The sequence below is a fragment of the Pseudomonas sp. F220 genome, assembly GCF_057813935.1.
This window is the reverse complement of record NZ_JBVASJ010000209.1, coordinates 1-255: the sequence shown is the minus strand read 5'-3', so window position 1 is coordinate 255 and position 255 is coordinate 1. Positions and strand designations below refer to the sequence as shown.

Below are 255 nucleotides of genomic sequence, written 5' to 3'. Positions count from 1 at the left end.
GGTTGGAAGCGATTGTCGAGGTTCGCCATCACCTGGTGCAGCGTTTCGAAAAAGGCTTTTTGCTGCGCGGAGTGGATATCGAAGTCACGCTGGATGCCAATGGTTTTTCCGGGGAGGGCGACATCAGCCTGTTTGGCGAGATGCTCCACCGCTTCTTTGGCCTGTATGCCGACATTCATTTATTCAACCAGCTCACGCTGATCTTGCAACCTACTGGAAAGTGCCTGCGATGGAACGAGAACCACAGTCAGCGTA

At 53.3% G+C, this 255-nt stretch carries 1 protein-coding gene; it reads left to right on the top strand.

All coding sequences use genetic code 11. The annotated features are described in order from the left end of the window. Positions 1-255, top strand: a 255-nt coding sequence (locus ACZYSM_RS29670) for a type VI secretion system baseplate subunit TssF (RefSeq protein WP_489077258.1), incomplete at both ends; no start/stop codon positions are given.